The following is a 23,697-nucleotide window of genomic DNA, read 5'->3' on the forward strand; positions in this document are numbered from 1 at the left end:
ATTTTTAAAAAGAAATTATTCGAATTTAGTTGGGTTGCCATCAAATGGCTCATCAGCAACTTTAATCGAATCAGTTGGGCAGCCTTCGAATGCGTCCATCATGTCGTCAATTAATACATCCGGAATTTCGACGATTCCTTCGTTATCGTCAAGGGTTACAAAGGCAATACCCTCATCATCGTAATCATAAATATCCGGAGCAGCCGCGCCGCATGCACCACAAGCGATACATGTTTCCTTATCAACAATCGTATACTTTGCCATGAAAAAAATACCTCCCAGTGAATAACAAGAATTATTGTTGCTCATTTTCTCACTTGTGAGAAAACGTTTTTCCCATATCTATTGTAAGACTGAACCGATAACTTTTCAATAGAAAAAATGCCTCTGGACCTTTAGAATTGGTTATTTCTGAAACTTCTACAATTTGGGACAGCCAATAGCGTCATTTCGTGTTAAAATAAAAGGGAATTTGTCGATTTGAAAAGTGGTGGCGCCAATGCTGCATATAGAATTAATTATTTTGCATTGTTTACAAAGCATTAAGAATGAAAGAACCATTTATTCTATTTTTCACCTTCTTAAAGGAAAAAAGTCATCACAGACTATACAAGATGCCCATTTATTTTCTCTTAAACAATTTTTCGGTATCTTGGAGCCGTTAACAAGGGAGCTCTTTGAGAGGAAAATTGCTGCCATGCTGCAAAATAACCTGATCATTGACTGTGGGGGCCAGCGATTTGTCCCTGCCTCATTGGGCGAGTCCCCTTTACAAAATAATCGATTACCACTCTTTATTAATGGGTGGGACTATCACCAGATCACAGGACCGGTTTGGGAGCGGTTAACCTTGCTGGTTCAGGTTGCGTCTCATCTGGAATATGGCGAGACGAATTATATTCCAATCCAAAAAAATCAGGCCGTTCATTCATGGGTGAAAACGGTTATAAAAGACTCCTCGATCTCTAAAAGGGAAATGGGCCGGAAATTATACAACGAATTGACGAAATGCTTTTGTAATGCAGACGGAATTAATCCGTCAGTCATTGTGTTTCGGTTAACCGGATTTCAGCAAATTGGCTTAACGGCAGAGCAAGCGGCTAAGAAAATGAATCTGGAAGCTCTCGATTATCATCTTGAATTTACGAATACATTGCACTATATGATTCAAAATATAAAAAACAATTATAAGCAGTTTCCTTTACTAGCTTATTTAATTCAAGGATTTACCGAAAATGAAGAGTTAACCCTATCCGCTAGAAAAACCTGGAACCTTTTGTTACAGGGGTATTCCCCTGAGGAGATTGCCAGTATAAGACGACTGAAGGTAAGTACAATAGAGGATCATCTTGTCGAATTTGCCTTAAATATTAATCATTTCCAGATCGATGAATATGTAGATCATGAACTGCAGACCCAAATATTGGATACATCCCGTCAACAAGGGACGAGACAGCTAAAGGTAATTAAGGACAAGGTGAAAAAAGCCAGTTATTTTCAAATTAGATTAGTGCTGGCGAAATATGGTGAGCAATCATGGAATTAGAAGATCTCTTATTAAAACATTTTGGTTTTCATTCTTTTAAGACCGGACAAAAAGAAGTCATTTCCTCTCTATTGTCTGGGTGCCATACATTGGCCATGCTTCCAACCGGAACTGGGAAATCACTATGCTATCAACTTCCGGGATATATGCTAGACGGGCATGTTTTAATAGTATCCCCGTTGCTTTCGCTTATGCAGGACCAAGTGGAGCAATTTAAGCGATATGGCGAAAAGCGGGTTGTCGCGTTAAATTCCTTCCTGACTTTGGAGGAAAAAAATCAAGTTCTGCGCCACATAAACAAATATAAATTTATATTTATTTCGCCAGAAATGCTGCGGATTCCTTATATTCTGGGAATCCTGGGAAAGCTTAAGCTTTCCATGTTTGTCGTGGATGAGGCCCATTGCATCTCCCAGTGGGGCTTTGATTTTCGTCCCGATTATTCAAAGTTAGGAGAAATCCGCAGTGTATTAGGAAATCCCTTGACCTTGGCGCTGACGGCAACTGCTACTTATAAGGTGCGGGAAGACATTATTCATTCCTTGGGTTTGGATGAGGTAAAAAAGGTGGAATCATCCGTTGACAGGCCCAATATTGCTATCTGCATTGAAGAACTTGCAGACTATCATGAAAAGGAAGGCAGAATACTGGATTTGGTTCAACAACTGGAAAAGCCAGGCGTGATTTATTTCACCAGCAAAAAAGCAGCAGAACAAATGGCCGCCTTGCTCGTCGAAAAAGACATATGTCAGGCAGGTTATTATCACGGAGGAATGGACCCTAGTACCAGGGTGTTAATCCAAGAACAATTTATCCATAACCAGCTTGAAGTCATCTGTGCAACAAGCGCTTTTGGGATGGGAATTAATAAGGAAAATATTCGCTTTGTCATTCACTATCACATGCCGATGCAAATAGAATCTTATCTGCAGGAAATTGGCAGAGCTGGTCGTGATGGCTATCAGAGTGTAGCTATTTTGTTATACTCTCCCGGAGATGAGCTTCTTCCATTGCAGCTAGCTGAGGGTGAATTGCCTTCGGAACATCAAATTGACTGGTTGTTCGCTAATATTGCCGAGGAACCACTGGTATTGAATGAACAGCTTCGACTCCATAAGGATTTAAAGGAGCAAGGGGGTTTTAACGATGTTCAATGGCGATTCCTTGAAGAATTAATCCATCAAATGCACCGGACGATCCCCATGCAACAAATAAGTAAATCTATTAAGGAATTTGTCGCTGGCAGGCTGGCCACCAAGAAAACAAATATTTTTCAATTGAAGCAATGGCTTGATTCGGCTTCTTGCCGGAGGGAGCGTCTCTTAAACTATTTTGGGGAAATCTTATCCGATCAGGTTCAGCCTTGCTGTGACCGCTGTGGAGTACAGCTCAATCAATTTTTTAAAGTAAGCGGTCATTTCAAGAGTAAACCTAGTGAAGTGACCTGGAATCAATATCTTGCCAAAATTTTAATCAACAGTGGGTTGAGGGAATGAAACAAAAATACAATGAACTAATTAAAAGTTTATCGGATAAAGAACTTTTATTCCATTTATATATGACGCAAATTATCCTGCTAGTGGTTTCATTCATTTTGGGATTGATTTTCTTTGACCATTTTTCCTTTTTAAATCAAATTCGCTTACATGACAAGAGTATTGTCATAATTGGCATCCCAGCCGGCTTAGCGGTCGTTCTGCTCGATATTATCCTGATGAGATGGCTTCCTGCTCACTATTATGACGATGGCGGATTAAATGAACGGATATTTAAGAACCGTAAAACTCTTCATATCCTGTTCATTGCTGCTTTTGTTGCTTTTAGTGAAGAACTATTGTTCCGCGGGGTCATCCAGACCAAGGTTGGCCTTATTTTTGCCAGTTTGATTTTTGCCATGATTCATTATCGTTATCTGTTTAATTGGTTTTTATTTACCAACATTGTCACACTCAGTTTTGTCATTGGCGTGATATATGAATGGACTGACAATCTTGCAGTAACGATGATGATGCATTTTGTCATAGATTTTCTATTGGGGATTTATATAAACTTTAGACATACGAAAATGATTGACCCTTGGGAAGGAGCTGAGCCTTTTGAATAGAGAAGAACCATACAGAGAACAAGCAGAACGATTAAAAAGACGGATTGAGAAAATTAATGAATCAATTGAAGTGTCCAGTGATGAACTGCCGCCAAGGGAGCAGCTTCATCGTGAAAAAAAAGCCAAAGTGAAGTGGAAGCTGAAATATCCGGTCATTCGAATCTTGGTATTATTTTTTATTCTTTTGCCGGTGATCATCTTTAGTGCTATTTCCTATCTTGATGGTAAAAAAGGTCCCGCATCACGACCAGCAAGCACAGATTCTGTCAACTATGAAACTATTAATCTTGAAAAAACAAAATCGGAAGAAGTGAATAAAGCTGAAGATGTGGAGCCGGTTCAGGCCGATGTTGAGCAGGAAATTCAGGAAGAAGAAAAAGCGGAAGAAAACACAACCGATTCCCAGCCTGCCGATACGAATGATAATGCACCGGAAGTGCAGAGTACAAGTAATGAGACGGAGCCAGTCAGTGGAGTTCCTACCGATAAAAACAGCCCGCCGCCGCAGACACAAACAACAAATACTGCAACAACCAATCCGCCAAAAAGCCAAAGTGTCATTTACCATAAAGTTCAGCCTAAGGAAACATTATTCAGGCTGGCGATGAAATATTATAATAGCCAGAAAGGGATGGAAACAATCAAGAAAGCCAATGGCCTCAAAAGTGAGGATATTTACGTTGGCCAGGTTCTAAAAATCCCGCGTTAAATTACCGAGCCGACCTTTTCAAGGCCGGTTTTTTTTACGGCAAATTCATATTCCTTAGGACAAGTTCATAAATATATACGGAGAAGTGGAGGGATAAATATGGATGTTCCAATCCGGTCACTAAACCATACAGATGAAGCAACAAAGCAAATGCTTGAAAATGTGAGAAAGCGGAAGGAAAAGTTCGACATTGCAGAGAAACGACATTTTTTATCAATCTATCTCACGCTTATTTTTGCGTTCATCTTTTTTGGGCATTTCTATTTTACGATCGCGAAGCAGTATTCCTACTCTTTTTTCTCGATGTTTTCTGCCGCGCTTAATGATTCGCTGACTGTTTACATGTTTGCATTGACGCTCATTGGCTACGGGGCCATGAATGTGTTAAAACAGCAGAAAGATAAAAAGGAAAAGGAGTATCAGGAATTAAGGAAGGAAATTGTCGATAAAAGCAAGGATTTATGGAAAAGGGAAGACGATTGGAAAAACCGCCATCATGTTTTTGAATTGATGAAAAAACATTATGATATTAACCTTTACCACGAAAACAAATAAATAAGAAGCAGACCGTTTGGCTGCTTCTAATAGACAATCAAAATATTTTCTTCTTACCCCTTTCATCCTTCAATATTTCAACAGCTTCACGGAAGCGCTGGGAGTGAATAATTTCCCGTTCGCGCAAAAACCGCAAGCCGTCATTTAAATCCGGATCATCGCTCATATTAATGATCCATTGGTATGTGGCTCTTGCTTTTTCCTCTGCGGCGATATCCTCGTAAAGGTCGGTGATTGGATCGCCCTTGGCCTGGATATAAGTCGCGGTAAAAGGTACTCCGGCAGCATTATGGTAAAACAATGCTTTGTCATGGTCGGCATAATGGCCCCCGAGGCCTGCTGCTTTCATTTGCTCAGGTGTGGCGTCTTTCGTGAGTTTATACACCATGGTTGCAATCATTTCCAAGTGGGCAAACTCCTCTGTTCCGATATCCGTTAACAGACCGATTACTTTATCAGGAATCGTATAACGCTGGTTTAAATAGCGAAGTGCGGCGGCAAGCTCACCATCGGCGCCGCCATACTGTTCAATTAAGAATTTGGCCAGCATCGGATTGCATGAACTCACTCTAACTGGATATTGCAGTTTTTTTTCGTATAACCACATGAGCCTTTTCCCTCCTTTAATGATATCCTCCTGTCTATACTTGCCAAGGCCATGGCGTGTCGTCCCAGTTCCATGGGTAGCCGGAATAGCTGTTCCCGAATTGCTGCAATGGTCCGAATTGACTTTCAAATGCCTTTTTTAACCGTTTTCTTTCCTTGGCATAATGATTAAACTGATTAATGGCTTCAAGATCGTCGTTGTGGGTATCGAGATAAAGGGTGAGTTCAACAAGGACAAAATCAACTGCCTGAAGCTGTTCCATCAATTGATAATACTCGGCTGGCACCTGCTTCATTCCTGTTCCCCTCCTCTTTTTGGCTCGTAAGGAGAATACCAAGGGTCATAGAAAGCTTTCCAGAGTGTCCCCGCTTTAAGAGCCTCGAGAGGCGTGAATTGTGGCAGATTTGGCGGTTGAAAACCCATGTATAGATGAGGTGGCGTGGAATATGTCTTTTCAAGCATAGGCTTGCAAGGGTCAAACGGGCTAGCATAAGGGTGCCAGGTTTTTAAATGTGTGTGCATAGAATCCCTCCCTTTATTCAACATCAATTAATCTTATGAAATATATTTTCAGACATGACATAATTCTTTAATATATTAAAGGTTTTTTACTACCCGTATAGAATTATAATAAGGAGGAAGGATTATCATTTGAGGTGATGGGAAATGTTTGTCAAAAATATTATGATACCAAAGCATGAATGCATAACAGCGCAAGAAAATGAAACGATAAAGGCGGCGCTGGAAAAATTGGAGGCTAACCAAATCGACGGGATTCCGGTTCTTGCTGGGGACAAGTATCTCGGTGTTGTCACAAGATATAATATCTACCTGAACTTTTTCAACTCCAATCAATCAAAAGAAGACTATTTGACTGCTACAAGTGTAAAAGATATCGCCGTCCATCAAGATAAGTATTTAAAGGGTGCAGAGTTATTTGAAAAGACAATGCTCGATTTAAAGGACTTCCCGTTATTGGCGGTGGTTGATGAAAATAAAACATTTCTTGGTGTCGTTACTCGGTCCGATGTGTTGGGACAGTTTGAGAGTGCTTTCGGAGTCAATCGCCCTGGTGTCAGGATTGCGTTTACATCGGTTGAGACGGAAGGACGCATTGCCCGATTATCGGAAATTGCCCATCACTTTCATGAGCATATTATTTCGCTTGTCACGTTTGATGAAACCGATAAACTCGTCCGCAGGATTGTGATGAAGATTGAGAAGAAGGATAATATCGATAAATTTGTCAAAAAGCTTGAAGAACACGGTTTCAGGGTCTTAAGTATCCAAGAAGACTAGGGAAATAAGGGTATCCCTCTCATACGTTGATATGGGAGGGATTTTCTATGCTCATATTATTGGGCTTTTTTTTTATGTAATAACATAATTTATGATATGATTTCGGTATTATTTTTAAATTTAAAGGGGCAAAGGGAATGTTAGTTTATTTCGTTATCCTGATGTTAATTGGGGCAGGCCTTTTACTGTACATGATAAAGGAAGCTTTTCAAAATAAAGTGACATGGAATGAGTTGTGTTTTTCCGACTTTCCGTCATCGTTCGGGGAGCTCAACATTTTTTTTATTTCGGATATTCATAAGCGGACTGTCTCGGATAAGATCATTTCTTATGCCAAAGGCAAAGCAAACCTGGTCATTATTGGCGGGGACCTTGCAGAAAAAGGAGTCCCCATTCAACGTGTGAAGATAAATTTGCAGAAATTAAAGGAAATTGCTCCGATATATTTTGTTTGGGGCAATAATGACTATGAAATTGACAGCAATAAACTAACGTCGCTAATGAAGGATCTGCAAATAACCATATTGGACAACAGGGCCATTGTGCTTCAGTCCAATGCTGGGGATACTATAAGTTTACTGGGTGTAAAAGAAATGAATCAAAATCAGGATAGACTAGACCTTGCGCTAAAGGGGGCAACTGCAGAAAGCTTTAAAATCTTGATCAGTCATTACCCCAGCATCATCAACAAAATTTTGCCTGAGCATGGGATTCGATTGGTGTTAAGCGGACATACTCACGGAGGTCAAATTCGTATTTTTGGATATGGACCATATAAACGGGGTGGAATTGAAAAGCTTATAAATACAACACTGCTTGTAAGCAATGGTTACGGAACAACGGCCATCCCATTAAGGCTTGGGGCCCCTGCTGAGTGCCACATGATTACACTTAGACGGGGATAGGATAGTTTGGCGAGGGAAGACAATTCACAAACCCAGCCCTGCTTTCATACTCTAAACCAAGAGTTATCATAAGCAGGGGGCAAAAACATGCGCTTAGAACGCTTGGCAGCAAACAAAATAAAAATATTTCTTACCTCTGATGATTTGTTTGAAAGAGGTCTTTCCAACGAAGATATCTGGAAGGATTCAGGGAAATGGAATCAACTCTTTCATGATATGCTTGAAGAAGCAAGTGATGAATTTGATGTTGATATTAGAGGCTCGGTAGCCGTAGAGGTTTTCTCGCTGTATGCTCAAGGTATCATCATGATCATTACAGTAAACGAAGTAAAAGAAGATGAAGAGATATTGGATGAGGGAATCATTGAAATGCAAGTCAGTGTCGGAGCATCCCGGGAACTTTTGTATGAATTTGAGGATTTCGAAGACCTGATTCAGCTGTCCAAAAGGCTCGGCCCCTTAAACATAAATGAAGGAAGCATTTATTCGATGAACGGTCTGTACTATCTTTTGATGAATGAATTAGAAGCCGATAAGACATCTATCATTGCCTCAATGCTCTCGGAATATGGGAATGCCTCTATCCTTAGTCGATTTGTACTTGCTGAGTATGGCAAATTAATCATAAAAGAGAAAGCAATTAGCAGGATTCTTCAGTATTTTGATTAACTAAAAATTCATACTTCATTAAAAGGAGGGGCCAAGCCGCTTCTTCTCATTGTAGGGGGAGTAGTTTGGCCATAAGGAAGTGAAAGAAGAAAATGATCAGCAATAAAGCCAATGGTAACGGTTACATATTAATAGTTTAATGTGGTGAAAACGGTTTTTTCTTCTTGCATTAATTAAGTAAAGGTGTATACTTGTGACTGAAAGCGGACAACATTCGTAAAAGTGATTCATAGGAGGTTTACTAATGGTAGCCGATAAAGGTGCTGAGAAAACGAATCAGGGGGCAACACATGATGTGTTAAAATCAACACAGACTGTCATTCATAAAGCCCTTGAAAAATTAGGTTATCCTGAAGAAGTATACGAGCTCTTAAAAGAGCCATTACGGATGATGACAGTTAAAATTCCCGTCCGAATGGATGACGGTTCTGTTAAAATATTTACTGGGTATCGTGCCCAACATAACGATGCCGTGGGCCCTACGAAAGGCGGAATTCGGTTCCATCCTGGTGTGACCGAGACTGAAGTCAAGGCCCTTTCGATTTGGATGAGTTTAAAATGCGGTATCGTTGACCTTCCATATGGAGGCGGTAAGGGGGGCATTGTTTGTGACCCACGTGACATGTCATTTAGAGAGCTTGAGAGATTGAGCCGAGGATATGTACGGGCTATCAGCCAAATTGTTGGACCGACTAAAGATATACCTGCTCCGGATGTATTCACTAATTCGCAAATTATGGCATGGATGATGGATGAATACAGCCGTATAGATGAATTTAATTCTCCTGGTTTTATTACAGGCAAGCCGCTTGTTCTAGGCGGATCACATGGCCGTGAATCGGCAACTGCAAAAGGCGTAACCATTTGTATACGTGAGGCTGCGAAAAAGAGAGGCATTTCTATTGAAGGTGCAAGAGTGGTTGTGCAAGGATTCGGAAATGCCGGAAGTTATCTATCAAAATTTATGCATGATGCAGGTGCGAAGGTAATCGGTATTTCAGATGCCTACGGTGCCCTTTATGATCCAAATGGACTCGATATTGACTACCTGTTAGATAGACGGGATAGCTTTGGAACTGTTACGAAATTGTTTAACAACACCATCACCAATAAAGAGCTGCTTGAACTTGATTGTGATATACTTGTTCCGGCAGCAATCGAGAACCAGATTACGGAAGAAAATGCCCATAATATCAGGGCACAAATTGTGGTTGAGGCTGCGAACGGCCCGACAACCCTTGAGGCAACCGAGATTCTGACAGAACGCGGAATTCTCCTTGTTCCGGACGTGCTGGCGTCTGCGGGTGGAGTAACTGTTTCTTATTTTGAATGGGTTCAAAATAACCAAGGTTATTATTGGTCCGAAGAAGAAGTGGAAGAAAAGCTGGAAAAGGTTATGGTTAAATCATTTAAAAACATTTATGATACAGCTCAAACTCGCCGTGTCGACATGCGCCTGGCCGCCTATATGGTCGGTGTTCGAAAAATGGCCGAAGCAAGCCGTTTCAGAGGTTGGATTTAATTACTTTTATTGAAAAATAATAAAAAAACTCCTATCATAAACAGGATAGGAGTTTTTCTGTTAAGGAAGTGTAAAGAAAAGTGCGATCAGAAGAGATTATAATCATCGGCGGCGGTCCCTGTGGCATGGCAGCGGCAATCGCCTTACAGGAAATTGGGAAAAAACCGTTAATCATTGAAAAGGGGAATATCGTTAATTCTATTTATCATTATCCGACCCATCAAACATTTTTTAGCACCAGCGAAAAGTTGGAAATTGGCGATGTCCCATTTGTAACAGATAACTATAAACCAAAACGGAATCAGGCCCTTGTTTATTACCGCGAAGTTGCCAAGCGAAAGCGGCTTAGGGTAAATGCCTTTGAAAAGGTTCTTAAAGTTTCGAATCAGGGGACTTTTTTTGAAGTGGTGACGAACAAAAATAGCTATAATGCCAGGTACGTCATCATTGCGACCGGATACTATGACAATCCGAATTATATGAATGTTCCGGGTGAGGACCTTCCGAAGGTTTTTCACTATTTTAAGGAGGCTCATCCTTACTTCGATAAAGATGTTTGTGTCATCGGCGGGAAAAACTCCAGTGTGGATGCGGCTCTAGAACTCGTCAAAGCAAACGCAAGAGTCACCGTTCTTTATCGTGGAAAGGAATATTCTCCAAGCATCAAACCATGGATTCTGCCCGAATTTGAATCGTTGGTCCGAAACAATGTCATTAAAATGGAGTTTAATGCACATTTAAAGGAAATAACGGAGGATAAGGTAATTTATTTGAAAGACGGAAATGAAATCACCATAGAGAATGATTTTGTATTTGCAATGACAGGGTATCATCCTGACCATCAGTTCTTGAAAAATATGGGTGTTGACATTGATGCGGAGTCGGGAAGACCGGTACTCAATTCGGAAACAATGGAGACTAATGTGGACGGCATTTATATTGCCGGGGTGATTGCGGCCGGAAACAATGCCAATGAGATTTTTATTGAAAATGGCAGGTTCCATGGCGGGCTCATTGCTGGTTCCATCTTGGCGAAAGAGCAAAAGGGAGAATAAACGATGAAAAAAGTGGTATTGCTGACTACAGGCGGAACAATTGCTAGCAAGCCGAATAAGGATTCCGGGAAATTGGCTTCCGGGGCCTTGACGGGTGAAGAACTTGCCGCAATGTGCCAATTACCGAATGACATTGAGGTTATTGTCGAATCTGTCTTTCAAAAAGCCAGTATTCATATTACCTTTGAGGATTTAGTCGTCTTAAAGTCCAAAATTGAACATTACTATAAAGATGATACAGTTTGCGGCGTGGTCGTTACCCATGGAACCGATACAATGGAAGAAACTGCTTATTTCCTTGATTTAACGATTAATGATTCCAGACCGGTGGTGGTTACAGGTTCGCAACGGTCCCCGGAGGATTTAGGTAGTGATGTCTATATCAACCTGAGGCATGCCATTTATTCCGCTTGTTCCCGTGATTTGCACGATGCCGGAACCGTTGTGGTGTTTAATGAGCGAATTTTTGCGGCGCGGTACGTGAAAAAAGAGCATGCTTCCAATATTCAAGGATTTGATGTTTTTGGCTTTGGCTATCTGGGGATTATTGACAACGACGAGGTTCAAATTTATCAGAAACCAATTAAACGGGAGCATTTTGACATAGTAAGGCCAGTACCCCATGTTGACATTATTAAATGCTATATTGGAGCAGACGGCAAGTTTATTAAGACTGCCAGGGAAGCCGGAGTGAAAGGAATTGTCCTTGAAGGGGTCGGACGCGGACAGGTTGCTCCAAAAATGATGGCAGAAATTGAGGAAGCGATGAAAGCCGGAATTAAATTGGTCATCACGACAAGTGCTGAGGAAGGTTCTGTTTATACTACCTACGATTATGAGGGCAGTGCCTATGATTTATATAAAAAAGGAGTCATTCTTGGCAGTGACAATGACGCCAAAAAAGCAAGAATTAAGCTAGCCGTTGCTCTAGCGGCCGGTTTGGAGACAATTAAATTTTAATCACAGACCAGCCTCCGGGCTGGTTTTCAATTGGAGACTCCCGTGTTACTATATAAGAAACGGATTTGAAAAGAGGTTTGTCATGCTGGGAATATTATCTGCCGGAATTGCACCTGGCCTGGCCTTGTTAAGTTATTTTTATTTAAAAGATGAATATGACTCAGAGCCAATTTCCTTTGTGCTTCGCACGTTTATGTACGGGGCGCTGCTGGTATTTCCCATCATGTTTATCCAGCATGTCCTTGAAACAGAGCATTTGCTTTCTTCCCATCTTGTGGATGCTTTCTTAAGTACAGGTCTTCTCGAGGAATTCTTTAAATGGTTTATCCTCTTTTATGTGGTCTACCAGCATGTGGAATTTGATGAACCGTTTGATGGCATTGTTTATGGGGTAGCCGTATCATTGGGGTTTGCCACGGTTGAAAATATCTTTTATTTAATTGCCAACGGAATCCAACACGCGATGGCTAGGGCGTTATTGCCGGTCTCCAGCCATGCCCTGTTTGGCGTGATTATGGGCTTTTACATTGGAAAAGCCAAGTTTACCGAAGGGAATAAAGCCAAATGGGTGACCTTGTCGTTATTTCTGCCGGTAGTTTTACATGGTTCCTATGATTTTATCCTGTTATCTCTGGAACATTGGTTATATATCATTTTTCCGTTTATGATCTTTCTATGGTGGTTAGGGTTAAGAAAGGTGAAAAAGGCCAAAATACTCAGTGCCAATCATTTGAAAAAACAATATGCGATTCATGAAACTCTCCATTCGTAATGGAGGGTTTTTTCTTTTTTGGGAATAAAATCAACTTCGTGGCAAAAAATAGGATTACTGTAAAAATGATTGACTTTGGGGGTATTATTTCATGCATAAGAAAAGAATCCTTATAAGATCTTTCGTCCTGCTTTGTTTTTTGCTGGGAACATTCCATATCGTGAACCCAATGACGGGCCATGCCTTTTCCAATCAGGTCATTCAACAAGGGGCAGTTGGCGATGATGTAATTGAATTGCAAGGAAGGCTGAAGCATCTGGGCTTTTACACGGGAAACGTTGATGGTGCGTTCGGCTGGCGGACCTATTGGGCATTACGAAATTTTCAATACGAATTTGGCCTGCCGATTGATGGGTTGGCCGGACAAGCTACGAAGTCAAAACTGGTGAAGGCAACTCCTAAATATGGAGGTGCGGGTCAAGGTGGAGCGGCCAAAGCACAGCCGCCAAAAGCGACTGCTCCAAAGCCAAGTGCATCCAATACACCAAAGGGTTTTTCACAAAATGATATCCGTTTAATGGCGAATGCGGTTCACGGTGAATCAAGGGGTGAGCCATATATTGGCCAGGTAGCGGTTGCTGCCGTCATTTTGAACCGCGTTAACAGCTCCTCATTCCCAAATACTGTTTCGGGAGTCATCTTTGAGCCAGGAGCATTTACGGCTGTAGCAGATGGACAGATTTGGCTGACGCCTAATGAAACATCCAAAAAAGCGGTTATAGATGCCATTAATGGCTGGGATCCGACCGGTGAAGCGCTGTACTACTTTAATCCGGCAACCGCTACAAGCAGTTGGATATGGTCAAGACCGCAAATCAAGAAAATTGGACAACATATTTTTTGTAAGTAGAGGTGAAGCAAATTGATTAGAGGAATATTACTAGGCGTTCTCGCCATTGCGGTAGCGGGAACGGCATATTGGGGCTATCAGGAGCACCAGGATAAAAATGCCGTCTTGTTAAACGCGGAAAATAATTATCAGCGGGCATTCCACAATTTAACCTATCGCATGGATTTATTAAATGATAAAATCGGCACCACTTTGGCGATGAATTCCAGGGAATCCCTGTCTCCTTCGTTACTTGAAGTATGGCGTCTCACTTCCCAAGCCCATAGTGATGTCGGGCAATTGCCATTAACGTTATTGCCATTCAACAAGACAGAGGAATTTCTAGCGAATATCGGCAATTTTTCCTATCGAACAGCCGCTAGAGATTTGAATAAGGATCCGTTATCCGACCAGGAATATGAAACCTTAAAAAAACTCTACACTCAATCTGGTGAAATTCAGAATGAACTAAGAAAAGTTCAACACATGGTATTAAAGAATAATTTGCGGTGGATGGATGTAGAGCTTGCCCTTGCTTCTGGGAAGGAAACGACCGACAATACAATTATTGATGGTTTTAAAACAGTTGAGAAAACGGTAACCGGCTATGAGGAATCGGATCAAGGTGTCACATTTGCGAACCTTCAAAAAAAGGATGAAAATTTCAAAAAGATAAAAGGAAAAACCATTTCCAAAAATGAAGCCATTAACATTGCCAAGAAATACATGAAATTTGATGGCAATGCCGAGGTAAAAGTGACGAAAAATGGCAAGGGCTCCGATTATGGTTTTTATAGTGTATCGGTCCGCAATAAACAAACCAACCAAGAAGCCAGTATGGACATTACAAAAAAAGCTGGTCATCCGATTTGGTTTATCAACAATCGTGAGGTTTCACAGCAAAAAATCAGTTTAAATGACGCCACCAATAAAGCATTGGCCTTTCTAAAAGAAACCGGATTTAAAAATCTAGAGGTATTTGAAAGCACCCAATATGACAATATCGGAGTCTTCAATTTCGTTACCAATATCAATGGCATCAGAATTTACCCCGAAGCTGTAAAGGTAAAGGTTGCTTTAGACAATGGGGACATTGTTGGGGTGTCGGCGGAAGAGTATTTAAAATCGTTCCAAACTAGGGAAATCGAAAAACCGGCCATTACATTGGAGGAAGCGCGAGGCAAGGTCAATCCGAATCTAAAGGTAATGGAAGATCGCCAGGCGATGATTATCAACGATTTAAATGAGGAAGTGCTATGTTATGAATTCCTCGGGACATTGGGTGACGATACGTACCGAATTTTCATTAATGCAAAAACCGGCGTTGAAGAAGAAGTAGAGAAATTGAAAGACGCGGAAAAAATGTACGAAGATGTTCTTTAAGGGAAAGCATTCGCTTTCCCTTGTTCCATATTCTGAAAGAATAAAAGATACTCTAGTTTCCAATAATAGGAATAATATTTTTGCCGGGGTGAAGCGGATGAAAATTATGGAACGATTGTTAATCAAGGTTATTATCATTCAACTTTTATTCTTATTATTTTCTCAATTCTTTTTTCATCAACTAGATGTTTGGCCGGAACTAAACCAACTCACAAAATATGAAGGGGTAAATGAAAATACCTTGACAGAAATACTTCAGACCTTTCAAGGAAATTAACTAGAAAAGCGAAAGCGCCATGTTCACAGCGCTGGAGCAGAGACAGGCAAAAAGCAGGGATCCCTGCTTTATTTTTATTAATTAAAAACATAAAATTAAGAGAGTTTGTGTGATCTTATGGTAAAATAAACAGTAGACAGCTTATGCGACATTCATAGTATTAGGAGGATTTATGAACAAGAAAATCTCAATCGCAATTGATGGCCCGGCGGCAGCGGGGAAAAGTACCGTAGCCAAAATTGTGGCAGAAAGTCTGGGTTACATTTATATCGACACAGGTGCCATGTATAGGGCCTTGACTTATAAAGCAATTGCGGATCATCTCAATCTCGAGGATGAAGCGGCGTTATCAACCTGCCTGTTCTCCACTAAAATTGAACTTTATCCCTCGGAAAACGGACAATTAGTATTTTTAAACGGCCACGATGTAACAAGTGAAATCCGCTCTGCCGATGTAACCAATTCCGTCTCGATTGTTTCCAAACATCAGCAGGTTCGGGAGGAAATGGTCAGACGTCAGCAAGAGTTTGCCACAGGTGGCGGAGTGGTCATGGACGGACGTGACATTGGAACCCATGTCCTGCCGAATGCGGAGGTTAAAGTGTTCCTGCTGGCAAGCGTTGAAGAACGTGCCATGAGAAGACATACCGAGAATCTCCAAAAGGGCTTTCCTTCCGATCTTGAAAAATTGAAACTGGATATTGCCAGACGGGATAAAATTGACTCTGAACGAGAAGTAGCCCCGCTGAAAAAAGCCGAAAACGCAATTGAAATCGACACAACTTCAATGACAATTCCTGATGTAGTCGAAAGGATTTTGGAGCTGGCATACGAAAGGATTGGAAAAGTGTGACGTTTTATTCTTTTGCAAGATCAGTGGCTTCCGCCGTTTTTAAACCGTGGTATCGGATTGAAGCAATTGGTGAGGAGAACATTCCTAAAGAAGGTGGAGTTCTGCTCTGCTCCAATCACATTCATAATTTCGATCCGATTGTTGTCGGGATTAATATGAAGAGGCCGGTTCATTTTATGGCCAAGGAGGAAATTTTTCGTGTCCCTATTTTAGGGGGAATCGTCAGAAAGTGCAATGCGTTTCCTGTTAAACGGGGAATGAGCGACAGAGAAGCATTAAGAATGGGCATGAGCGTCCTCAGGGAAGGGAATGTGTTAGGGCTATTCCCGGAAGGAACAAGAAGTAATACAGGAGAGCTTGGCAAAGGTTTGGCCGGGGCCGGTTTCTTTGCCCTCAAAACGAATTGCGCCGTCGTTCCATGTGCCGTTATTGGCCCTTATAAAAATTTACAAAAATTAAAAGTAGTTTATGGAAAGCCGATTAATATGGACGCGCTTAGAGCTGCCAAAGCTTCCGCCGAAGAAGTGACTGAATTAATTATGTCGGAAATTCATAAACTTATTAAAGAGTATCGATAGGTTCTGCTTGACAAAATTCACTATTTATAAGAACTTAATAAATGAGATTCTTTTTTTGCTAATCAGAATTTATAGATAAATATAGATTATGCGAGTCAATGGATTAAGGAGGATTACATATGTCTGAGGAATTAAATCAAGTAGAAGTCAAAACCTTTGAAGTGGGCGACAAAGTTACTGGACAAGTTACAAAAGTGGAAGAAAAGCAGGTTCTTGTCAATATTCAAGACAGTAAACTTGACGGAATCATTCCAATTAGCGAGCTATCCAGCCTGCACATTGAAAAAGCATCCGATGCTGTGGCAGAAGGCGATGAATTGGAACTGGAAGTATTGAAGGTTGAGGAAGAGGCATTGATTCTCTCAAAACGAAAAGTTGATGCAGAAAAAGCCTGGGAAAGCCTGGAACAAAAATTCCAGAGCGGAGAGGTATTCGAAACTGAGGTAAAAGATGTCGTAAAGGGCGGTCTTGTGGTTGACCTTGGTGTCCGCGGCTTTGTTCCTGCTTCACTTGTTGAATCTCATTTTGTCGAAGATTTCAGCGATTACAAAGGCCGTACACTTTCCTTTAAAATTGTCGAGCTTGACAAGGAAAAGAATCGTGTAATCCTTTCTCACCGCGCCGTTGTCGAGGAAGAAAAGGAAAAACAGAAATTTAACCGCCTCGATGAACTAAAGGCTGGCCAGGTCATTGAAGGTACTGTGCAAAGAATTACCGATTTCGGTGCATTCGTTGATATTGGTGGAATTGATGGACTTGTTCATATTTCCCAATTATCGCACGAGCATGTGAGCAAACCAACTGACGTTGTTCAAGAAGGCCAAAAGGTACAGGTAAAGGTCCTAAGTGTTGACCGTGATAATGAAAGAATTTCTTTATCCATCAAAGAAACTCTTCCTGGACCATGGGCAAATATTTCAGAAAAGGCACCTAAAGGCAGCGAATTGACTGGTACAGTTAAACGATTGGTTTCTTACGGGGCATTTGTAGAAGTTTTCCCTGGAGTGGAAGGTCTTGTTCATATTTCCCAGATTGCCCATAAGCATATCGCAACGCCTCATGAAGTGTTGAAAGAAGGACAAGAAGTAAAAGTTAAGGTATTAGATGCAAATGAAAACGATCAGCGTCTATCGCTAAGCATTAAAGAGCTTCTTGAAAAAGAGGCTGAAGAAACTCATGACTATGAACTTCCTGAGGAATCAAAAGGGTTCCAGCTTGGTGAAGTCATAGGGGATAAATTAAAGAATCTAGGAAAATAACGGTGATATATCTTGTCGAGATCGAAACGGAAATGGGACCATATTCGCTTTGCTGTTGAAAATGGGCCAAAACGGAATACAGCTTTAGATGACATCAAACTTGTTCACCAAAGCTTACCAAATTGCAGTGTATCCGATGTTCGATTAGATCATTCCATTGGCGGACTTTATTTAAGTTCGCCAATTTTTATCAATGCGATGACAGGTGGCGGCGGTGAGAAAACGTACCAAATTAATCAGGGACTGGCAAAAGTAGCCAAAGAAACAGGTGTGGCAATGGCTGTCGGTTCACAAATGGCAGCACTGAAGGATCGGTCGCAGAGATACACCTATGAAGTGGTACGAAAGGAAAATCCGTCGGGAATCGTGATTGCTAATCTTGGCAGCGAGGCAACTCTTGATCAAGCCAAGGCGGCCATTGAAATCATAGAGGCAAATGCCCTACAGATTCATTTAAATGTCATTCAGGAGCTGACCATGCCTGAAGGGGACCGTGATTTTACCCATGCCTTAAATAGAATTGAGACTCTGGCAAAAGAGCTTCCTGTTCCGCTGATCGTGAAGGAAGTTGGTTTCGGCATGTCAAAAGAAACAGTTCAACAGCTCGCATCCGCGGGAGTATCCGTAGTGGATGTCGGCGGATTTGGTGGAACAAATTTTGCGGAAATAGAGAATAAGCGCCGGGAAAAAGCCCTATCTTTTTTTACTGATTGGGGCATTCCCACACCGGTCTCCCTTATCGAAGCATCCTCGGTTTCAGCAGATATCTCGATCGTGGGTTCGGGAGGTTTCAAGGATGGTCATGACATTGTCAAAGGTCTGGCATTAGGCGCCGATGCTGTCGGGATTGCTGGTTATTTCTTGAGAATTCTTGTCGAAGAAGGAATCGAATCTGTAGTTGAAGAAATTCATACGCTGCATGAAGAAATCTCCATGATCATGACTGCGCTTGGGGCTAAAACAATTGCCCAATTAAAGCAGGCCCCGCTGGTTATTTCTGGTGATACACATCATTGGTTACAAGAGCGGGGAATTGATACAAAAAAATATAGCCAGCGCTCGATCAAATAAAGCTCCTGCCTTCGCAGGAGCTTTTTGCATGGTGTTTAGTAGTCGTCCTTCCCATCATTTAATCCCCTTGCTTCATCTGGGCCGGAAAGCTTGGTTGCGCCATCATAATGCAGTGCCTGATCCCGATCAGACGCCACACGGCGGGTTGCTTTCAATTTTTTCTCCTGGCGGTCTCTTCCCATTATCCACACCTCCTGTTTATAAGATGATTCCCGAAGGAAATATTATTCCAGGAAGTATGAAACCCTGCAAATTACCAATAATGATAAAGATTGGAGGTGTGTCGGTTGGAAGGGGCAGTGTTCTATTGGACGTTTTGGATATATTGGGTTTACCTTACCTTTTTTTTGCAAAAAAATCACCCATATCGTCTCAAACTGGCCGTAATGGTTCTTCTTGTTATTATCTTTTCAACAAGCCATTTTATTATTGGCCCATTTGATATTTTTGTAAGCGGATTGCTATTGCTATTATTTTCATATACCATTTTAAGTCAGGAAAAAAGGGGAACTATTTTTTATCTTTGCATTTGTTCGTTGATCGTTTCGATTGCCTATGTAACAATCCAATTATTTGAAATTTTTGACCCGATTTGGATGATTATTAACAGGGAATGGATGATGGGAATTGTTATAGGTTATCTGAGCCTATTATTGCAAAAGACCTTAAAGGGAAGGCTTTTAATTGTCGTTTGTGGATTGGTACAAGGTGAGTTTATGTATGCCTATACACTCCAATCCATCCATATGCCCTATCAAGTCGGGACCCTGGCGTTTCTGGATGTATGCGCACTCATTGTTGCGATTATCGCGAGCTGGAGCTTTCTTGAAAATGCTGGAGCAGTCCTTCAGCAACATTTTCATTTTTCAGAAAAAACAAAACAAAAATCCTCTTAACACAATTCTATTCCTTTCCGTTGCAGGAAAGGAATAACTTTTGCTAAGATATAATGTAGGCCCTTCTTACCAATGGAAGGGTTTCTTTCTTCATAAAAGATTAATTTTGAAGGAAAATATAATATTAATGTGTAATATAGAAGAGAAAGGATGGCGATCAGAATGGTAAAACCCGTTATTGCCATTGTTGGAAGACCGAATGTTGGAAAATCGACAATTTTCAACCGAATTGTCGGAGAGCGAATTTCGATTGTCGAGGATATTCCGGGGGTAACCCGCGACAGGATATACAGTTCAGGAGAATGGCTGACCCATGAATTCAATATTATTGATACGGGCGGCATTGACCTTGGCGATGAGCCGTTTTTGGAGCAAATCAGACAGCAAGCTGAAGTGGCGATTGATGAGGCGGATGTGATCATCTTTTTGACAAACGGCCGCGAAGGTGTCACGGCAGCGGATGAAGAAGTGGCAAAAATCTTGTATAAATCGAAAAAACCGATTGTACTCGGAGTAAATAAGATTGATAATCCGGAAATGCGCGAGAACATCTACGATTTTTATGCGCTTGGATTTGGGGAGCCAATCCCAATTTCCGGATCCCATGGGCTTGGACTTGGTGATTTATTGGACGAGGCGGCAAAGCATTTTCCGAAAAATAATCAGGCAGATTATGATGATGATGTCATTAAGTTCTCTTTAATCGGCCGGCCAAATGTGGGGAAATCCTCACTTGTCAACGCCATATTGGGTGAAGAAAGGGTGATTGTCAGCAACATCGCTGGGACAACCCGTGACGCCATTGATTCTCCTTATACATACAATGGGGATAAATATGTCATTATCGATACAGCAGGAATCAGAAAAAAAGGCAAGGTTTATGAGAGCACCGAAAAATATAGCGTCCTCCGAGCCCTTAGGGCGATTGAGCGCTCCGATGTGGTTTTAGTTGTCATCAATGCCGAAGAGGGAATTATTGAACAGGACAAAAATATTGCTGGTTATGCCCACGAGGCGGGGCGTGCCGTCGTCATTGTGGTGAATAAATGGGATGCCATCGAAAAAGATGAAAAGACCATGAAGGAGTTCGAAGAGAAAATTCGTGATCATTTTAAATTCCTATCTTATGCGCCGATCGTATATTTGTCGGCCAAGACAAAGAAACGCATTCATACATTGCTACCAATGATCAATATGGCCAGCGAGAGTCACTCGATGCGGGTTGAAACAAGTGTCCTGAATGACATTATTATGGATGCGGTCGCGATGAACCCAACTCCGACCGATAAAGGCAGACGCTTGAAAATCTATTACGCTACCCAAGTAGCGGTCAAGCCTCCTACCTTTGTAATTTTTGTAAATGAGCCGGAATTGCTTCATTTTTCTTACGAGCGGTTTCTTGAAAATCGAATCAGGGATGCATTTGGATTTGAAGGAACACCAATTAGAATATATGCAAGGGAAAGAAAATAAGCTAAAGGCGGTGTAAATGATGAGCAAGAAAACAGTAGCTGTTGTCGGGGCAGGAAGCTGGGGCACGGCGTTGGCGATGGTCTTGGCTGACAATGGCCATGAGGTTCGCCTCTGGAGCCATAATGAGGCCCAGGTCAACGAAATTAATCAATTGCACACAAACGAAAAATATTTGCCAGGTATTGTCCTGCCAGAGTTAATTGTCAGCCGTGCATCATTAGCAGAGGCTTTAGACAAAAATGAATCGATTGTTTTAGCTGTACCGACAAAGGCAATTCGTGAGGTCCTAGGAAAAATTAGGACTGTCATCAGCTGGCCGGTCACGATTACTCATGTGAGCAAAGGAATTGAACCTGATTCTCTCTTAAGGATTACCGAGATTATTAGACAAGAAATGCCGGAAAGCCTTTTGAAGGCGGTTGTCGTGCTGTCCGGTCCAAGCCATGCGGAAGAAGTGAGTCTGCGTCACCCAACGACAGTTACAGTAGCATCGGAGGACATGAGCGAAGCGGAGAAAATCCAAGACTTGTTTATCAATCAAAATTTTCGCGTATATACAAATTCTGATGTCGTGGGTGTGGAAATTGGCGGTGCCTTGAAAAATATAATCGCTTTGGCCGCCGGAATTACGGACGGTCTTGGGTATGGGGATAATGCAAAAGCAGCTTTAATTACCAGAGGTTTAGCGGAAATCGCCAGGCTTGGTGTGAAAATGGGGGCCAATCCGCTGACATTTTCCGGCCTGACTGGAATCGGCGATTTAATTGTTACCTGTACTAGTGTTCATTCTCGTAACTGGAGAGCAGGAAACCTGTTAGGGAAAGGCAAAACGCTTGATGAAGTTCTAGACAACATGGGTATGGTGGTCGAAGGGGTTCGGACCACAAAGGCAGCCTACCAGTTGGCAAAGAAATATAATGTCAGCATGCCGATTACCTTTGTTCTTTATGATGTCTTGTTTAATGGCAAGGATCCTAAAGATGCTGTGGACGTATTAATGGCACGAGGCAAAACACATGAAATGGAAGAATTAGTGAATATCCTTGACGAAAGAAATTTTTAAAGGAAAATTTTTGTGGAGCGCCAAGAAAATGGGCATTCACATGATACGCTTTTAAGCCTCTATGCATACAATGCAACGAAGTAACTTGGTAGTATGACGCCAGGAGTATGGGTTATTTAGTCCTGACCTGACTGAAGTAAAGAATTCGCCCCTCTTTACTTCAGTTTTTTTTGTGTGGAAAAGGGACAGCAATAGATAATGGTCTATCATTGGAGAGTTATGGTATAATGACAGTCGAAAAAGGGGGAATTGTGTTGTCACCAGGAATGATTAAAATGTGGATCTCAATTGCCGGAATCGGGTTTATGTTTCTTGCAATTGCCGCTATATATTTTAGCAGATACAAGTTGACGGGAGTCCTAAAATTTATAAGTGCCGTTTTTGCCTACATATTTTTGATAGCAGCCGGATTTACGCTGCTAATTGTTTTCCTAACATGAAGAATTTCCATAAAAAATATAGGTGTGATGATATGAAACGGAACATACTCGGAATATTATTGGTCATTACGATAGTACTCTTGTCCGGCTGCCTATACCCGAAAGAAGATTTGGCACAAAATAAAATTCCGTATAAGGATCAAATCCAGTCCGTTCAAACAGCGGTGGATCAATTTAGAGAGGACAATGGGGGAATTCTGCCGATTAAGACAAAGGAAGCCGATACGCCAATATATCAAAAATATCTAATTGATTTTAAAAAAATCTCCCCAAAATACTTGGCGGAGCCTCCGGGTAATGCGTTTGAAAGCGGCGGCGTTTTTCAATATGTGCTTGTCGATGTGGAGACGAATCCGACGGTAAAAGTATTCGATTTAAGGATAGCTGAAACGATTCGTGATATTAATCTGCGAATTAAATCAACAGGCTATCCTCCTTATAAGGAGGAAGTGGCCAAAAATGTTTATACCCTTGATTATAAACAGCTTGGTTATAAGGAACCGCCTGTAGCGGTAAGCCCTTACACCAATCAAAATCTATCGTTTGTGATAACGGGGCATGCAGAAGTGTTTGTTGACTATCGTCCGGACCTTTATCAGGTTCTTAAAAATACGGAGCAACATTTGAAACCGGGTGAGGATATTCGGCCTATCTTGGTGAAGAATTCGATGTTTGTTCCCGCATATTCCCTGCCATACACAGTGAAATCCGAAACGAACGAACCTGTTTTTATGGAAGACTAAGTGCTTCCAGCGAACACTCCTAGGCGCTTTCGGTTTTAAAATTAGTCATAACCCTTTTCCTGCGAAATATATTGTAGGAGAAGGGTTTTTTTTATGCATAAATTTGAACTCGGGTCTCCCAAGCGAAAA

Annotated in this window: 29 protein-coding genes; 24 read left to right on the forward strand and 5 right to left on the reverse strand. The window is 41.4% G+C overall.

The genetic code is table 11. The features are described 5' to 3' along the window. Window positions 1-15: 15 nt before the first annotated feature. Entirely contained in the window at window positions 16-264 is a 249-nt protein-coding gene (locus AR334_RS15215) for a ferredoxin (RefSeq protein WP_042355233.1), read from the reverse strand. 235 nt (window positions 265-499) lie between these two features. On the opposite strand from AR334_RS15215, the gene AR334_RS15220 reads away from it, so the two are divergent. The 5 genes from AR334_RS15220 (at window position 500) to AR334_RS15240 (ending at window position 4,914) form a co-directional block, all read left to right on the forward strand. Continuing rightward, on the forward strand, window positions 500-1,546 hold the full coding sequence (locus AR334_RS15220; RefSeq protein ID WP_066312781.1) for a helix-turn-helix domain-containing protein: 1,047 nt from the start codon (window positions 500-502) through the stop codon (window positions 1,544-1,546). Next, the gene (locus AR334_RS15225) at window positions 1,537-3,042 is read left to right on the forward strand and encodes an ATP-dependent DNA helicase RecQ (RefSeq protein ID WP_066312783.1); all 1,506 of its coding nucleotides are present in this window, start codon (window positions 1,537-1,539) and stop codon (window positions 3,040-3,042) included. Before AR334_RS15220 ends, AR334_RS15225 begins: the two co-directional genes overlap by 10 nt. Beyond that, a complete protein-coding gene (locus AR334_RS15230; protein ID WP_066312784.1) occupies window positions 3,039-3,650 on the forward strand; it encodes a CPBP family intramembrane glutamic endopeptidase in 612 nt (203 codons plus the stop codon). The genes AR334_RS15225 and AR334_RS15230 overlap by 4 nt, the downstream gene beginning before the upstream one ends. Next, window positions 3,643-4,359, forward strand: a complete 717-nt coding sequence (locus AR334_RS15235; protein ID WP_066312787.1) for a LysM peptidoglycan-binding domain-containing protein — start codon at window positions 3,643-3,645, stop codon at window positions 4,357-4,359. The genes AR334_RS15230 and AR334_RS15235 overlap by 8 nt, the downstream gene beginning before the upstream one ends. Before the next feature lie 99 nt (window positions 4,360-4,458). Continuing rightward, window positions 4,459-4,914 (forward strand): DUF2663 family protein, encoded by a 456-nt coding sequence (locus AR334_RS15240; RefSeq protein WP_066312790.1) that lies wholly within the window; start codon window positions 4,459-4,461, stop codon window positions 4,912-4,914. Window positions 4,915-4,951: 37 nt separating this feature from the next. Here the strand turns inward: AR334_RS15240 and AR334_RS15245 are convergent, their stop codons facing one another. The 3 genes from AR334_RS15245 to AR334_RS15255 are packed head-to-tail and all read right to left on the reverse strand — an operon-like array spanning window position 4,952 to window position 6,043. Beyond that, window positions 4,952-5,521 (reverse strand): manganese catalase family protein, encoded by a 570-nt coding sequence (locus AR334_RS15245; RefSeq protein ID WP_066312793.1) that lies wholly within the window; start codon window positions 5,519-5,521, stop codon window positions 4,952-4,954. 34 nt (window positions 5,522-5,555) lie between these two features. Next, the gene (locus tag AR334_RS15250) at window positions 5,556-5,816 is read right to left on the reverse strand and encodes a spore coat protein CotJB (protein ID WP_066312796.1); all 261 of its coding nucleotides are present in this window, start codon (window positions 5,814-5,816) and stop codon (window positions 5,556-5,558) included. After that, window positions 5,813-6,043, reverse strand: a complete 231-nt coding sequence (locus tag AR334_RS15255; protein WP_066312799.1) for a spore coat associated protein CotJA — start codon at window positions 6,041-6,043, stop codon at window positions 5,813-5,815. The genes AR334_RS15250 and AR334_RS15255 overlap by 4 nt, the downstream gene beginning before the upstream one ends. Before the next feature lie 144 nt (window positions 6,044-6,187). Here AR334_RS15255 and AR334_RS15260 point away from each other — a divergent pair, with 144 nt between their 5' ends. The 14 genes from AR334_RS15260 (at window position 6,188) to fni (ending at window position 18,953) form a co-directional block, all read left to right on the forward strand. Continuing rightward, complete coding sequence (locus AR334_RS15260) at window positions 6,188-6,820, forward strand: CBS domain-containing protein (protein WP_066312803.1); 633 nt, start codon at window positions 6,188-6,190, stop codon at window positions 6,818-6,820. Between the two features lie 137 nt (window positions 6,821-6,957). Further along, window positions 6,958-7,725, forward strand: coding sequence for a metallophosphoesterase (locus AR334_RS15265; RefSeq protein WP_066312805.1), 768 nt, complete (start codon window positions 6,958-6,960; stop codon window positions 7,723-7,725). A gap of 87 nt (window positions 7,726-7,812) precedes the next feature. Further along, window positions 7,813-8,394: a genetic competence negative regulator gene (locus AR334_RS15270; RefSeq protein WP_066312807.1), complete on the forward strand. Its 582-nt coding sequence runs from the start codon at window positions 7,813-7,815 to the stop codon at window positions 8,392-8,394. Window positions 8,395-8,638: 244 nt separating this feature from the next. Further along, on the forward strand, window positions 8,639-9,916 hold the full coding sequence (locus tag AR334_RS15275; RefSeq protein ID WP_066312816.1) for a Glu/Leu/Phe/Val dehydrogenase: 1,278 nt from the start codon (window positions 8,639-8,641) through the stop codon (window positions 9,914-9,916). Between the two features lie 80 nt (window positions 9,917-9,996). Further along, window positions 9,997-10,971: a YpdA family putative bacillithiol disulfide reductase gene (locus AR334_RS15280; RefSeq protein ID WP_066312818.1), complete on the forward strand. Its 975-nt coding sequence runs from the start codon at window positions 9,997-9,999 to the stop codon at window positions 10,969-10,971. A gap of 3 nt (window positions 10,972-10,974) precedes the next feature. Continuing rightward, complete coding sequence (locus tag AR334_RS15285) at window positions 10,975-11,931, forward strand: asparaginase (protein WP_066312821.1); 957 nt, start codon at window positions 10,975-10,977, stop codon at window positions 11,929-11,931. Between the two features lie 82 nt (window positions 11,932-12,013). Continuing rightward, window positions 12,014-12,703 carry a glutamic-type intramembrane protease PrsW gene (prsW, locus tag AR334_RS15290; protein ID WP_066312827.1) on the forward strand — a complete coding sequence of 230 codons (690 nt, stop codon included), beginning with the start codon at window positions 12,014-12,016 and terminating at the stop codon, window positions 12,701-12,703. 169 nt (window positions 12,704-12,872) lie between these two features. Next, window positions 12,873-13,553, forward strand: a complete 681-nt coding sequence (sleB, locus tag AR334_RS15295; RefSeq protein ID WP_253701309.1) for a spore cortex-lytic enzyme — start codon at window positions 12,873-12,875, stop codon at window positions 13,551-13,553. Window positions 13,554-13,565: 12 nt separating this feature from the next. Next, window positions 13,566-14,915, forward strand: coding sequence for a germination protein YpeB (gene ypeB / locus AR334_RS15300; RefSeq protein WP_066312829.1), 1,350 nt, complete (start codon window positions 13,566-13,568; stop codon window positions 14,913-14,915). Window positions 14,916-15,012: 97 nt separating this feature from the next. Continuing rightward, window positions 15,013-15,192, forward strand: a complete 180-nt coding sequence (locus AR334_RS15305) for a DUF5359 family protein (protein WP_066313881.1) — start codon at window positions 15,013-15,015, stop codon at window positions 15,190-15,192. A gap of 172 nt (window positions 15,193-15,364) precedes the next feature. Beyond that, window positions 15,365-16,045, forward strand: a complete 681-nt coding sequence (gene cmk, locus AR334_RS15310) for a (d)CMP kinase (RefSeq protein ID WP_066312832.1) — start codon at window positions 15,365-15,367, stop codon at window positions 16,043-16,045. Then, window positions 16,042-16,623, forward strand: a complete 582-nt coding sequence (locus AR334_RS15315) for a 1-acyl-sn-glycerol-3-phosphate acyltransferase (RefSeq protein ID WP_066312835.1) — start codon at window positions 16,042-16,044, stop codon at window positions 16,621-16,623. The genes cmk and AR334_RS15315 overlap by 4 nt, the downstream gene beginning before the upstream one ends. A 119-nt stretch (window positions 16,624-16,742) precedes the next feature. Continuing rightward, on the forward strand, window positions 16,743-17,882 hold the full coding sequence (rpsA, locus tag AR334_RS15320) for a 30S ribosomal protein S1 (RefSeq protein ID WP_066312838.1): 1,140 nt from the start codon (window positions 16,743-16,745) through the stop codon (window positions 17,880-17,882). Between the two features lie 12 nt (window positions 17,883-17,894). Further along, window positions 17,895-18,953, forward strand: a complete 1,059-nt coding sequence (gene fni, locus AR334_RS15325; RefSeq protein WP_066312840.1) for a type 2 isopentenyl-diphosphate Delta-isomerase — start codon at window positions 17,895-17,897, stop codon at window positions 18,951-18,953. A gap of 35 nt (window positions 18,954-18,988) precedes the next feature. On the opposite strand, the gene AR334_RS28975 is transcribed toward fni, so the two are convergent. Beyond that, window positions 18,989-19,135 carry a YpzI family protein gene (locus AR334_RS28975; protein WP_082692959.1) on the reverse strand — a complete coding sequence of 49 codons (147 nt, stop codon included), beginning with the start codon at window positions 19,133-19,135 and terminating at the stop codon, window positions 18,989-18,991. Between the two features lie 105 nt (window positions 19,136-19,240). Here AR334_RS28975 and AR334_RS15330 point away from each other — a divergent pair, with 105 nt between their 5' ends. From AR334_RS15330 to AR334_RS15350, 5 genes are all read left to right on the forward strand, one after another. After that, on the forward strand, window positions 19,241-19,849 hold the full coding sequence (locus AR334_RS15330) for a hypothetical protein (RefSeq protein ID WP_066312842.1): 609 nt from the start codon (window positions 19,241-19,243) through the stop codon (window positions 19,847-19,849). A gap of 162 nt (window positions 19,850-20,011) precedes the next feature. Continuing rightward, window positions 20,012-21,322, forward strand: a complete 1,311-nt coding sequence (gene der, locus AR334_RS15335) for a ribosome biogenesis GTPase Der (protein WP_066312844.1) — start codon at window positions 20,012-20,014, stop codon at window positions 21,320-21,322. 16 nt (window positions 21,323-21,338) lie between these two features. After that, window positions 21,339-22,385, forward strand: a complete 1,047-nt coding sequence (locus AR334_RS15340) for an NAD(P)H-dependent glycerol-3-phosphate dehydrogenase (protein WP_066312846.1) — start codon at window positions 21,339-21,341, stop codon at window positions 22,383-22,385. A 254-nt stretch (window positions 22,386-22,639) separates the two neighbouring features. Further along, window positions 22,640-22,825, forward strand: a complete 186-nt coding sequence (locus AR334_RS15345) for a DUF2768 domain-containing protein (protein ID WP_066313884.1) — start codon at window positions 22,640-22,642, stop codon at window positions 22,823-22,825. 32 nt (window positions 22,826-22,857) lie between these two features. Further along, window positions 22,858-23,568 carry a hypothetical protein gene (locus AR334_RS15350; RefSeq protein ID WP_066312848.1) on the forward strand — a complete coding sequence of 237 codons (711 nt, stop codon included), beginning with the start codon at window positions 22,858-22,860 and terminating at the stop codon, window positions 23,566-23,568. Window positions 23,569-23,697 lie beyond the last annotated feature (129 nt).

It is taken from the genome of Bacillus sp. FJAT-29814 (genome assembly GCF_001510715.1).
Taxonomy (GTDB): Bacteria; Bacillota; Bacilli; order Bacillales; family Cytobacillaceae; genus Neobacillus.

Coding starts and splice junctions, on each gene's coding strand:
- AR334_RS15215 (WP_042355233.1), bottom strand. CDS start 264: ATGGCAAAGTATACGATTGTTGATAAGGAAACATGTATCGCTTGTGGT.
- AR334_RS15220 (WP_066312781.1), top strand. CDS start 500: ATGCTGCATATAGAATTAATTATTTTGCATTGTTTACAAAGCATTAAG.
- AR334_RS15225 (WP_066312783.1), top strand. CDS start 1,537: ATGGAATTAGAAGATCTCTTATTAAAACATTTTGGTTTTCATTCTTTT.
- AR334_RS15230 (WP_066312784.1), top strand. CDS start 3,039: ATGAAACAAAAATACAATGAACTAATTAAAAGTTTATCGGATAAAGAA.
- AR334_RS15240 (WP_066312790.1), top strand. CDS start 4,459: ATGGATGTTCCAATCCGGTCACTAAACCATACAGATGAAGCAACAAAG.
- AR334_RS15245 (WP_066312793.1), bottom strand. CDS start 5,521: ATGTGGTTATACGAAAAAAAACTGCAATATCCAGTTAGAGTGAGTTCA.
- AR334_RS15250 (WP_066312796.1), bottom strand. CDS start 5,816: ATGAAGCAGGTGCCAGCCGAGTATTATCAATTGATGGAACAGCTTCAG.
- AR334_RS15255 (WP_066312799.1), bottom strand. CDS start 6,043: ATGCACACACATTTAAAAACCTGGCACCCTTATGCTAGCCCGTTTGAC.
- AR334_RS15260 (WP_066312803.1), top strand. CDS start 6,188: ATGTTTGTCAAAAATATTATGATACCAAAGCATGAATGCATAACAGCG.
- AR334_RS15265 (WP_066312805.1), top strand. CDS start 6,958: ATGTTAGTTTATTTCGTTATCCTGATGTTAATTGGGGCAGGCCTTTTA.
- AR334_RS15270 (WP_066312807.1), top strand. CDS start 7,813: ATGCGCTTAGAACGCTTGGCAGCAAACAAAATAAAAATATTTCTTACC.
- AR334_RS15275 (WP_066312816.1), top strand. CDS start 8,639: ATGGTAGCCGATAAAGGTGCTGAGAAAACGAATCAGGGGGCAACACAT.
- AR334_RS15285 (WP_066312821.1), top strand. CDS start 10,975: ATGAAAAAAGTGGTATTGCTGACTACAGGCGGAACAATTGCTAGCAAG.
- prsW (WP_066312827.1), top strand. CDS start 12,014: ATGCTGGGAATATTATCTGCCGGAATTGCACCTGGCCTGGCCTTGTTA.
- sleB (WP_253701309.1), top strand. CDS start 12,873: ATGACGGGCCATGCCTTTTCCAATCAGGTCATTCAACAAGGGGCAGTT.
- AR334_RS15305 (WP_066313881.1), top strand. CDS start 15,013: ATGAAAATTATGGAACGATTGTTAATCAAGGTTATTATCATTCAACTT.
- cmk (WP_066312832.1), top strand. CDS start 15,365: ATGAACAAGAAAATCTCAATCGCAATTGATGGCCCGGCGGCAGCGGGG.
- rpsA (WP_066312838.1), top strand. CDS start 16,743: ATGTCTGAGGAATTAAATCAAGTAGAAGTCAAAACCTTTGAAGTGGGC.
- AR334_RS28975 (WP_082692959.1), bottom strand. CDS start 19,135: ATGGGAAGAGACCGCCAGGAGAAAAAATTGAAAGCAACCCGCCGTGTG.
- der (WP_066312844.1), top strand. CDS start 20,012: ATGGTAAAACCCGTTATTGCCATTGTTGGAAGACCGAATGTTGGAAAA.
- AR334_RS15340 (WP_066312846.1), top strand. CDS start 21,339: ATGATGAGCAAGAAAACAGTAGCTGTTGTCGGGGCAGGAAGCTGGGGC.
- AR334_RS15350 (WP_066312848.1), top strand. CDS start 22,858: ATGAAACGGAACATACTCGGAATATTATTGGTCATTACGATAGTACTC.